Below are 9717 nucleotides of genomic sequence, written 5' to 3' on the forward strand. Positions count from 1 at the left end.
GCGGGCAAGCCCGCTCCTACAGGGATCCAGGGTGATCCCAAAGCATCATTTCACGCACTGCACCCCGGCCTTGGCCACTTGCGCATCCTGCTCGGGCTTGACGCCAGAGACACCGACAGCGCCAATCACCTGGCCATCGAAAACGATCGGCACGCCCCCCTCAAGTGAAGTCAGCAACGGTGCTGACAGGAACGCGTAGCGCCCGGCGTTGACCATGTCCTCATAGCTTTTCGTTTCACGCCGCCCGAGGGCCGAGGTGCGCGCCTTTTCGGTGGCGATGTACGCGCTGCTCGGCGCGCAGCCGTCGAGGCGTTCGAGGGCCAGCGGGTGGCCGCCGTCATCGACTACCACGATGGTCACGGCCCACTGATTGGCCTGTGCTTCGGCGCGGGCGGCTTTGATGATCTGGCTGACTTCGGTCTGGCTCAGGACGGCTTTGCTGTTCATGGGCATCTCCGGAATTGGGTTAAGGCAGGGCGGCTTCGACCAGTTCGATCCAGTGCCGCACCGGGGTTCGGCCCGCGCCGTCGAGGTGCGTCTGGCAGCCGATGTTGGCCGTGACAATCACCTCGGGATGGCCGCTTTCCAGGGCGTTGAGCTTGTTGTCGCGCAACTGCCGCGACAGTTCGGGCTGGGTCAGCGAATAAGTGCCCGCCGAGCCGCAGCACAGGTGCCCGTCGGGGACGGGTGTCAGGTTGAAACCGAGTCCGGTCAGCAGCGCTTCCACGGCACCGCCGAGTTTCTGTCCGTGCTGCAAGGTGCAGGGACAATGGAAGGCCAGGCGTTGGGAGGCGTGGATGCCAAGTTTTTCCAGTGGCTCGTCGCGCAACACTTCCACCAGGTCCCGGGCCAGCGCGCTGACCTTTTTTGCCTTGTCGGCATAGACCGGGTCGCTGGCGAGCAGATGGCCGTAATCCTTGATGAAGGCGCCGCAACCGCTGGCCGTCTGCACAATCGCTTCGGCACCTTTTTCGATGCCCGGCCACCACGCGTCGATGTTGCGCCGGGCACGATCGAGGCCGGCGACCTGGGCGCCAAGGTGGTAGTCCACGGCGCCGCAGCAACCGGCTTCGCGGGCTGCGATGACACTGATCCCCAACCGGTCCAGCACCCGCGCCGCCGCGGCATTGGTGTTGGGCGACAGGCTGGGTTGCACGCAACCTTCAAGCATCAGCACCTGACGCTCACGCAGGGTCATGGGCCGCGGCTTGGCCGGGTAGACATTGCGCGGCAACTTGCTTTGCAGGGTGCCGGGCAGCAGCGCGCGGAACACCTGACCGCTATTGACCAGGCTCTTGAACAGTTCTGGATGGGGCACGGTCTGCCGCAACCCCTCGCGCAACAGACGCTGACCGAGCGGGCGCGGCACCGCCGCATCGACCACCGCGCGACCGATGTCCAGCAGGTTGTGGTAATCGACGCCCGACGGGCAGGTGGTTTCGCAGTTGCGGCACGACAGGCAGCGATCCAGGTGCTGCTGGGTCTTTTGCGTGACGTCGTTGCCTTCCAGCACTTGCTTGATCAGGTAGATGCGCCCCCGCGGTCCGTCCAGTTCATCGCCGAGCAATTGATAGGTCGGGCACGTGGCATTGCAGAAGCCGCAGTGCACGCAGGTGCGCAGGATGCTTTCGGCTTCTGCGGCGCGGGGCAGCTGGCTGGCGCTTTCACTCAAGGTCGTCTGCATGGTTCAAAGCTCCGCGTACAGGCGTCCGGGGTTGAAGATGCCCCGTGGATCGAGTTGCTGCTTCAGGTTGCGGTGATAACGCATCAGTGCTGGCGGCAGCGGATGGAACGGGGTGTCGGTCAGGTCGTGGCTGAAGCAGGTGGCATGGCCGCCGACCTCGTCGACCACCTGGCGGATGAACGCCGCGTCGGCATCGGATTTCAGCCAGCGCTGGGCGCCTCCCCAGTCGATCAATTGGCGACCCGGCAGCGACAGGCACGGCGTGTTGTGCGGCAGGGACAGGCGCCAAAGCGGCTGGTCTTCATCGAAGAAACCCAAGCGCTGTTCGTTGAGATCGTCCCACCAGCCAGCGTCCAGTTGCTCGCCACCGAGGCGCTCATGGGCTGCCGCCACCGATCCCTCACCGCCCTCAAGCCGCAGGTGCAGGCGTGAACCGTCGTGACAGGCGGCGCTGATCGGCAGCGGCTGCTGGCCCCATTCCGCCAGGCGCAACAAGGCCCGCTCGGCGTCCATTTCCAGGCTGATGCTCAAGGCTTGCCGGGGTTTTGGCAGCACCTTGAGCGAGACTTCGGTGATCAGCCCGAGGCTGCCGTAACTGCCGGCCATCAGGCGTGACAGGTCGTAGCCGGCGACGTTTTTCATCACCTCGCCACCGAAGCGCAACAGCTTGCCTTGCCCGGTGATGACCCGCGTGCCAAGAATGAAGTCCCGCACCGAACCGACCCACGGGCGCCGTGGCCCGGACAGCCCACAGGCGATCATGCCGCCGACGGTGGCGCCATCGCCAAAGGACGGTGGCTCACAGGGCAGCATCTGTTGCGCGGCGTCCAGCACTTGCGCCAGTTCGGACAACGGTGTGCCGCAGCGGACGGTGATCACAAGTTCAGTCGGGTCGTAACTGACGATGCCCCGGTGCGCACGGGTATCGAGAATTTCCCCGGCCGTGGTGCGCCCCAGGAAGGCCTTGCTGTTGGATCCCTGAATGCGCAACGGCGTAGCGTTTTCCAGCGCCTGATTGACCTGTTCCAGCAGTGACGGGCTGTCATCGAAATCTGCAGGGCCGTGCATCAGAAACGCTCCAGCTCAGGGAAGGGCAGTTGACCGCCATGCACGTGCATGGCACCGAATTCGGCGCAGCGGTGCAGGGTCGGGATGTTCTTGCCGGGGTTGAGCAGGCCGCTCGGATCGAAGGCGGCTTTGATGGCATGGAACAGGGTCAGCTCATCGCTGTTGAACTGTGCGCACATCTGATTGATTTTCTCGCGACCCACGCCGTGTTCACCGGTGATACTGCCGCCGACTTTCACGCACAACTCCAGAATCTTGCCGCCCAGGGCTTCGGCGCGGTCCAGCTCACCGGGTTGATTGGCGTCGAACAGAATCAGCGGATGCATGTTGCCGTCGCCGGCATGGAACACGTTGGCCACCCGCAGGCCGTACTCGTTCGAGAGTTCGGCGATGGCGTGCAGCACGCCGGGCAGTTCGCGACGGGGGATGGTGCCGTCCATGCAGTAATAGTCCGGCGAGAGGCGGCCCACCGCCGGGAAGGCATTCTTGCGTCCGGCCCAGAAACGCACGCGTTCGGCTTCGTCCCTGGCCTGGCGCAGTTCGATGGCGCCGGCCTGTTGCAGCACCTGGCGCACCCGCTCGCAGTCATCGCTGACGTCGGCTTCGACGCCATCGAGTTCGCACAGCAAAATGGCCTGGGCGTCCACCGGATAACCGGCGTGGATGAAGTCCTCGGCGGCGCGGATGGCCAGGTTGTCCATCATTTCCAGGCCACCGGGGATGATGCCGGCGGCGATGATGTCGCCAACGGCGCGCCCGGCTTTTTCCACGGAATTGAACGCTGCCAGCAGCACTTTGGCGGTCTGCGGTTTGGGCAGCAGCTTGACCGTGACTTCGGTGATCACCCCGAGCAGGCCTTCGGAGCCGGTGAACAGCGCCAGCAGGTCGAAACCGGGGGCGTCGAGGGCGTTGGAGCCCAGGCTCAGGTGCTCGCCATCGATGGTGAGGATGTCGACCTTGAGCACGTTGTGCACCGTCAGACCGTACTTCAGGCAATGCACGCCACCGGCATTTTCCGCGACGTTGCCGCCGATGGAGCAGGCGATTTGCGAGGAAGGGTCCGGCGCGTAATACAGGCCGAACGGTGCCGCCGCCTGGGAAATCGCCAGATTGCGTACACCGGGCTGAACCCGTGCGGTACGGGCGGCGGGGTCGATGCCCAGGATGTTGTTGAAGCGCGCCATTACCAGCAGCACGCCTTTCTCCAGGGGCAGTGCCCCGCCGGACAAACCGGTGCCCGCGCCACGGGCTACCACGGGGACGTGCCGCTCATGGCAGACGCGCAGTACCCCTTGCACTTCGTCGATATAGCGGGGCAGCACCACCAGCATCGGCGTGGTGCGATAGGCCGACAGTCCGTCGCATTCGTAGGGCCTGAGTTCCTCCTGCTGGTGCAGGATTTCCAGATTCGGCAAGCGGGTTTGCAGGGCGTGCAACAGCGCCTGTTTGTCGACGTCGGGCAGGGCGCCGTCAACGCGTTCATCGTAGAGAATGTTCATGGGGTCACGATTCTCGCTGGAGGCCACTGACCTTAATCATTGGCCCGATACAGCCGACTGTCCATGGGATCGTTGTCTGCTCGACGTACCACCGCCCACTGTGGGAGCGAGCTTGCTCGCGATAGCGGTGGCTCAGTCGACATCTCTGTCGAATGTGACACAGTCATCGCGAGCAAGCTCGCTCCCACAGAGGATCAGGTTTACGCAGAATTACGCTTGTACTCGACTCAATGTCCGCCTACCACCATGTGGCTGAACGGCGCGACATAGGCCTGCAGCGTCACCAGCCCGCCGACCAGGATCGCCAGCACAATCGAGTGGAAGAACACGTAGCGCAGGATTTCCCCTTCATGGCCGTACCAGCGGGTGGCGGTGGAGGCGACCACGATCGACTGGGCATCGACCATCTTGCCCATGACCCCGCCGGAGCTGTTGGCGGCGGCCATCAACACCGGGCTCATGCCCAACTGCTCGGACGTCACCCGTTGCAAGCCGCCGAACAGCACGTTGGAAGCCGTGTCCGAACCGGTCAACGCTACGCCGAGCCAGCCGAGCAAGGTACCGAACATCGGATAGAAGATGCCCGTCGCGGCGAAGGCCAGGCCCATGGTCGCATCCAGGCCCGAGTAGCGCGTGAGGAAGCCCAGCGCGAGCATCGCCGCAATGGTGGTCAGCGAGTAGCGCACCACCCACAAGGTGCGCAGGTACTGACGAATCAGTTGTGGTATCGAGTACCCCATCAGCAAGCCGCCGACAATCGCCGCCAGCAGAATGCCGCTGCCGGTGGCGGTGAACCAGGTGAACTTGTACACCGCCTCTTCGGTTTTCGGCGCGGGCACCACGGGAGGGACTTTCTCGACCTGCAAGTGCAGGGTGGTGAAGGTCAGGACCGGCGCGAACACCGGGTTGGCCTCGCGCATCGGTTTGCCCTGAGGGTCGAGCTTGGCGGCACTGGTTTGCGGGTCGATGGCAGGGCGGGTGTCGAAGGTGTTCTTGAAGCCTTGCGTGCCCCAGATGAACACGAAGACGGTGAGGATGATCCACGGCATCCATGCGCGCATCACCGCCGGTTTTGCCTCGTCGGCGAAGGTTGCAGTCGGTACAGGCTTTTCGTCGTGCTCGGCGTCGATCTTCGAGTTGTCGACCCGGCCGGACAGCGCCGCGGAGGTGTGCACGGTGGCCGGTTTCCAGACCCTGAGGAAGCCGGCCAGGCAGGCCATGGAAATCAGTGCGGCGATCACGTCCACCAGCATCGGCCCGTGATAGTTGGACACCAGGAACTGCGGCACGGCAAAACTGACCCCGGCCACCAGGATCGCCGGCCAGATTTCCAGCATCTTGCGCCAGCCGGCAAAGGCCCAGATCAGCCAGAATGGCACCAGCACCGAAAAGAATGGCAACTGTCGGCCGACCATCATCGACAGCTCCATTTCGTCCAGCCCGGTCACCCTGGCCAGGGTGATGATCGGCGTGCCGAGGGCGCCGAACGCCACGGGGGCGGTGTTGGCGATCAGCGCCAGCCCTGAAGCGGCGAGCGGCGAAAAACCCAGCCCGATCAGAATTGCCCCGGTCACCGCCACCGGCGTACCGAAACCGGCCGCGCCTTCGAAAAACGCACCGAAGCAGAAAGCGATCAGGAGTAATTGCAGGCGCCGGTCATCGGTGATGCGCGCCAGGGAGTCTTGCAAGACCTTGAACGAGCCGTTCTCGGTGGTCAGGCGGTGCAGGAAGATGATGTTCAACACAATCCAGCCAATCGGCAGCAGACCGTTGGCTGCACCGAACAGCGCCGCGGTACCTGCCATGTTCGCCGGCATGCCGAAGGCGAAGATCGCGATCAGTAAGGCCGAGGCCAGGGCGAGCAACGCCGCCAGGTGCGCCTTGACATGGAAAAACGCCAGGGACGCCAACATCACCACCACCGGCACAGCCGCCATGAGTGTAGAAAGCACCGGGTTACCGAACGGATCGTAGACTTGCTGCCAGACCATGTTCCACCTCTGCTTTTTATTGTTGAACGTGCAGGTCCCCTGAAGGGAGGTGGATTTGAGTATAGGTGGCATTGCGCCGCTGTCAGGGCTGGCCTCCGGTCCTGCCAATCGGCGCGCTCCGGAGGGCTGAGCTAGCATGGCCAATAGGGTTTGAATTCAGTCAGGGGAGCAATGCAGTCATGACCGAGCGCCATATGGAGCACAAGGAAACGCTATCGAACGGATGCAGCATCAAGGTCAAAGCCGAGATATTGAAGGACGGTTCGTTGGGCATGTTCATCGGTGTCTATTGGCCGGACGGCACCGTCATCGATGAAAACCATGACCCGCGGCCGCACATGCTGGACATGGAAGCGGCGATGGATTGGGGGATCGATATTGCCAAGGGGATCGGCAATAGCCAGCGAACGCTGTGAGCGGTTGCCGTCCGTGCCCGGCGACCGGCGGTCGCTGTCAGAACCCGAACGAACGGGCCGAGCCTTTTGCCACTTCTACATCCAGCAGATGCCCGACCAGCACGTCATTCAAGAAACGGAACTGATCATTGAGCCCGACCACTTCGTTGCTGAAGTGATGATCGGCTGCGGGGATCAGCAACGCCTCGAACTTCTCGTCGAACAGCAGAGTCAACTTTTTACGTGACTCGAATTTCTGTGCGTAGAAATTGTTGCCGAACACCGGGAAGCGTACGGCGAGGGTGACCGTGGGAATCATGATGTTTGCTCCTCGCTCAGGACGTACCAGGAAAATACGCTCAAAGTGAAAGCCGTCAGAGCCAGGCAGGTCAGCAAATGGATCAGCATGATGTCCCCCTCCGATTCGGGGTTTCGTGTTGGCTTGGGATCGATCCTACGCTGACGGCCATCAAACGGAAGGCAATCGCGGCGATGGTGATTATCGATGCGAGTGATGGTGTTTTTTTCACTGTTGATGCGGGCTCTTTCGCGGGCTCCGGGACACCGCCACCTATACTGAAACGGAAGGTTTCGCGTGCCGGGCATTTCGCCCGGTGCCAACTGCAGGAAGCCGCCATCGTGAGCCTGCGTTCGCTGATCGTTGCCGTGCTGGTGGTGTTGGCAGGGTGCGCCACACCGCCGCGTGCGCCGGTGGAAGTCACACCGGTCACCATTCCTGCAAGCACCTGGCAACAAGTGGACCGGGAGATCGTTACCGCGTCGCAGGCTGCCACCGAGCAGAGCAGAATCTACGCCCGCGGCGCCATGGATTACTGGCGCACACGGGTCTATGAATTGACCGAACAGAATTTCATACCGTGGTTCAGCAGTTACTGGACCCAGGAATGGCTGTCGATGAAGGTCAGCTGGTACACCATCAGCGCCAAGGGTGAGCAGGACGCCGTGGAAAAACGCCTGGCGGCGTACCTGCTCGAAGCCTATCAGGAGAAGGTCCTGGCCCCGGCGGCCGTGGAAATCGATCCCGATGCGATTCTCAGTCTGGCAGCGGCGTTCTATGTCGACATCCTCAAGGAAGAGCTGCAGAAAATCTCCGACCGCCACGGCGTGCCGATGGCCCAGCTCAACGGGCGCATCCAGAAAGTCCCGGCCATCGCCCTTGGGCCTCCGCCGACGAGGGACGCCTCGTTGTACCAGGTCGTACACACCGAACCGCTGAACTCCTTGCCGGCCTTCGCCGCGCTGATCGACAAAGTCCATAAGGCCGGTGGCGACAAGGGAGTGGGCTCGACCGACACCGCGATGGCGCCGGTGGCCAGGCGCGCCAGCCGGCGGATGGAAGCCGAGATGGCCCCGCGCGGGGCCGCCAGCGCCGTGGCCGCAGCGACCGGGAAACTGGCCGGTGGCTTGATCACGCTAGGGGTGGCGGGCATTCGCGCATTCATCCAGGCCTTTGACCGGCCCGATAGCGAGGCGCTGATTCGCCGTAGCCTGGGCAATACCTTCGACAAGGCCTGGATCAAACTGGTGCAGAGCCCGACCAGCGGCGTCATGGCCGCCACGCTTTCCATGGCGGCGCAGATCGAAGGCAGCCTGGGCGGCAGCGCACAACCGCCGGTCGGTTTGAGCGCCGGCACTGTCGATCGGACGCCCGCGCAACCGACTAACCTGCAGCACACCCCATGACCCAAGGAGAAAAACTCATGTCTTACGTCGATGGTTTTATCGCTGCCGTACCCACCGCCAACCGTCAGCAATACATTAAACACGCCGAAATCGCCGCCTCGATCTTCAAGGAAAACGGTGCCTTGAGCGTGGTCGAATGCTGGGGCGAAGACGTGCCGCCAGGCAAGGTCACCTCGTTCCCGTTGGCAGTGAAGCTCAAGGAAGACGAAACCGTGGCCTTTGGCTGGATCATCTGGCCGGACAAGGCCACCCGAAATGCCGGGATGGACAAGATGATGCAAGACCCGCGCATGCAGCCGAACGTCAATCCGATGCCCTTCGATGGCCAGCGCATGGTCTACGGTGGGTTCGAAGTACTGCTCCAGGCCTGATGCCGCAAGTGGGATCACTCCGGCGGCGGGGTGATCCTGCAACTCTTGCGCTGGCGGATCTCGTCGTCCGTCGGCCGCTCGTGGATGAACTCGAAGCGCGGCTCACCTTCGTTGTAATGCACCAGCCAGCCCCATTCCAGCTTGAGTTCATCCTGACCTGGCTCGGGTGGCGTGGCCCACCATGGCTCTTTGCTGATGATCTGTCGCATGGCCCCCTCCGGTATTGCGGGATGCTAAAACTATAACGCGCCTGCCGCACGGCGCCAGAAATGCGCTGGCCGGCACGCGAGTGTTGAGTACACTCAGGCAGTCTTCCCACGAGGTGCCCGGCATGAACGACGAAACCCGCGAGCCGTTCAAACGCCTGTTCTTTGCGCTGAACTGCGCCCCGGCCCTGCGCCGGGATATCGCACAATGGCGCAGTGCGCTGCAACTGCGCAGCGGACGGCCGGTGCCAGCGGATAACTTTCACCTGACGCTGAAATTTTTGGGCGCAGTGGGTGTGGCGCAGATCGCCGAGCTCTGCGCCGCTGCTGCGTCCATCCGTACCCCGGGCGAGCGCTTGACGGTGGTGCTGGATCGGCTGGACGTGTGGCGCAGGGCAGGGGCGCTGGTGCTCGCGCCGCAGCAGGCGTCCCCGGCATTGCTGCGCCTGGTGTATGCCCTGGAACAGGCGATGTTGCCGTTCGGGCTGGAGCAAGCACCCAGGGAATACCGTCCGCACCTGACCCTGGCACGGCAGTATCGGGCGCCGGTGCCGGAGTCCGCGACACCGCCTGAATTCTTCCTGCGTGCCGACCGATTCACCCTGTTCGAATCCCACAAGGGCCGTTATCGGGCGCTGGCCGAATGGCCGTTGATCGATCCCCAATAAAAAAGGTTCTTCACGGATTACCGGGAAAGACGCTCTTGATCTTCATGAAAAAGAATTCGCTGTCCCGGTAACCGTACGCCATCCGCTTAATGACCTTGATTCGATTGTTGATGCCTTCCAGCTGGCCCGTA

General features: G+C 63.0%; 12 protein-coding genes. 4 read left to right on the plus strand and 8 right to left on the minus strand.

Going from position 1 to position 9717, the window contains the following annotated elements:
* Positions 1–45 precede the first annotated feature (45 nt).
* The 5 genes from KGA81_RS27730 to KGA81_RS27750 all read right to left on the minus strand — a co-directional run bounded on the left by KGA81_RS27730 (position 46) and on the right by KGA81_RS27750 (position 6242).
* A complete protein-coding gene (locus KGA81_RS27730) occupies positions 46–447 on the minus strand; it encodes a heme-binding protein (protein WP_223550457.1) in 402 nt (133 codons plus the stop codon).
* 19 nt (positions 448–466) lie between these two features.
* Positions 467–1684: a glycolate oxidase subunit GlcF gene (gene glcF, locus KGA81_RS27735; protein WP_223550459.1), complete on the minus strand. Its 1218-nt coding sequence runs from the start codon at positions 1682–1684 to the stop codon at positions 467–469.
* 3 nt (positions 1685–1687) lie between these two features.
* Positions 1688–2752, minus strand: coding sequence for a glycolate oxidase subunit GlcE (glcE, locus tag KGA81_RS27740; protein ID WP_223550462.1), 1065 nt, complete (start codon positions 2750–2752; stop codon positions 1688–1690).
* Complete coding sequence (gene glcD, locus KGA81_RS27745) at positions 2752–4251, minus strand: glycolate oxidase subunit GlcD (RefSeq protein WP_223550465.1); 1500 nt, start codon at positions 4249–4251, stop codon at positions 2752–2754. Before glcD ends, glcE begins: the two co-directional genes overlap by 1 nt.
* A 227-nt stretch (positions 4252–4478) precedes the next feature.
* The gene (locus KGA81_RS27750; protein ID WP_223550467.1) at positions 4479–6242 is read right to left on the minus strand and encodes an L-lactate permease; all 1764 of its coding nucleotides are present in this window, start codon (positions 6240–6242) and stop codon (positions 4479–4481) included.
* A gap of 179 nt (positions 6243–6421) precedes the next feature.
* Between KGA81_RS27750 and KGA81_RS27755 the strand changes: the two genes are divergently transcribed.
* On the plus strand, positions 6422–6658 hold the full coding sequence (locus KGA81_RS27755) for a hypothetical protein (RefSeq protein ID WP_223550470.1): 237 nt from the start codon (positions 6422–6424) through the stop codon (positions 6656–6658).
* Positions 6659–6695: 37 nt separating this feature from the next.
* Here KGA81_RS27755 and KGA81_RS27760 read toward each other — a convergent pair whose 3' ends face one another.
* Entirely contained in the window at positions 6696–6956 is a 261-nt protein-coding gene (locus KGA81_RS27760; RefSeq protein ID WP_223550472.1) for a hypothetical protein, read from the minus strand.
* 320 nt (positions 6957–7276) lie between these two features.
* Between KGA81_RS27760 and KGA81_RS27765 the strand changes: the two genes are divergently transcribed.
* Positions 7277–8341 carry a hypothetical protein gene (locus KGA81_RS27765; RefSeq protein WP_223550474.1) on the plus strand — a complete coding sequence of 355 codons (1065 nt, stop codon included), beginning with the start codon at positions 7277–7279 and terminating at the stop codon, positions 8339–8341.
* A 17-nt stretch (positions 8342–8358) separates the two neighbouring features.
* Positions 8359–8712 (plus strand): DUF1428 domain-containing protein, encoded by a 354-nt coding sequence (locus tag KGA81_RS27770; RefSeq protein WP_223550476.1) that lies wholly within the window; start codon positions 8359–8361, stop codon positions 8710–8712.
* A gap of 14 nt (positions 8713–8726) precedes the next feature.
* Here KGA81_RS27770 and KGA81_RS27775 read toward each other — a convergent pair whose 3' ends face one another.
* Positions 8727–8921, minus strand: a complete 195-nt coding sequence (locus KGA81_RS27775; protein ID WP_223550478.1) for a hypothetical protein — start codon at positions 8919–8921, stop codon at positions 8727–8729.
* A gap of 122 nt (positions 8922–9043) precedes the next feature.
* On the opposite strand from KGA81_RS27775, the gene thpR reads away from it, so the two are divergent.
* Complete coding sequence (gene thpR / locus KGA81_RS27780; protein WP_223550480.1) at positions 9044–9586, plus strand: RNA 2',3'-cyclic phosphodiesterase; 543 nt, start codon at positions 9044–9046, stop codon at positions 9584–9586.
* A 10-nt stretch (positions 9587–9596) separates the two neighbouring features.
* Here thpR and KGA81_RS27785 read toward each other — a convergent pair.
* On the minus strand, positions 9597–9717 hold a 121-nt coding region (locus KGA81_RS27785; RefSeq protein ID WP_141228961.1), incomplete at its 5' end, for a transposase.

The organism is Pseudomonas sp. A-B-19 (assembly GCF_019947515.1).
Taxonomy (GTDB): Bacteria; Pseudomonadota; Gammaproteobacteria; order Pseudomonadales; family Pseudomonadaceae; genus Aquipseudomonas.

Excerpts from the sequence above, each read along its gene's own strand:
- KGA81_RS27730 (WP_223550457.1), bottom strand. The coding sequence starts at position 447 with ATGAACAGCAAAGCCGTCCTGAGCCAGACCGAAGTCAGCCAGATCATC.
- glcF (WP_223550459.1), bottom strand. The coding sequence starts at position 1,684 with ATGCAGACGACCTTGAGTGAAAGCGCCAGCCAGCTGCCCCGCGCCGCA.
- glcE (WP_223550462.1), bottom strand. The coding sequence starts at position 2,752 with ATGCACGGCCCTGCAGATTTCGATGACAGCCCGTCACTGCTGGAACAG.
- glcD (WP_223550465.1), bottom strand. The coding sequence starts at position 4,251 with ATGAACATTCTCTACGATGAACGCGTTGACGGCGCCCTGCCCGACGTC.
- KGA81_RS27750 (WP_223550467.1), bottom strand. The coding sequence starts at position 6,242 with ATGGTCTGGCAGCAAGTCTACGATCCGTTCGGTAACCCGGTGCTTTCT.
- KGA81_RS27755 (WP_223550470.1), top strand. The coding sequence starts at position 6,422 with ATGACCGAGCGCCATATGGAGCACAAGGAAACGCTATCGAACGGATGC.
- KGA81_RS27760 (WP_223550472.1), bottom strand. The coding sequence starts at position 6,956 with ATGATTCCCACGGTCACCCTCGCCGTACGCTTCCCGGTGTTCGGCAAC.
- KGA81_RS27770 (WP_223550476.1), top strand. The coding sequence starts at position 8,359 with ATGTCTTACGTCGATGGTTTTATCGCTGCCGTACCCACCGCCAACCGT.
- KGA81_RS27775 (WP_223550478.1), bottom strand. The coding sequence starts at position 8,921 with ATGCGACAGATCATCAGCAAAGAGCCATGGTGGGCCACGCCACCCGAG.
- thpR (WP_223550480.1), top strand. The coding sequence starts at position 9,044 with ATGAACGACGAAACCCGCGAGCCGTTCAAACGCCTGTTCTTTGCGCTG.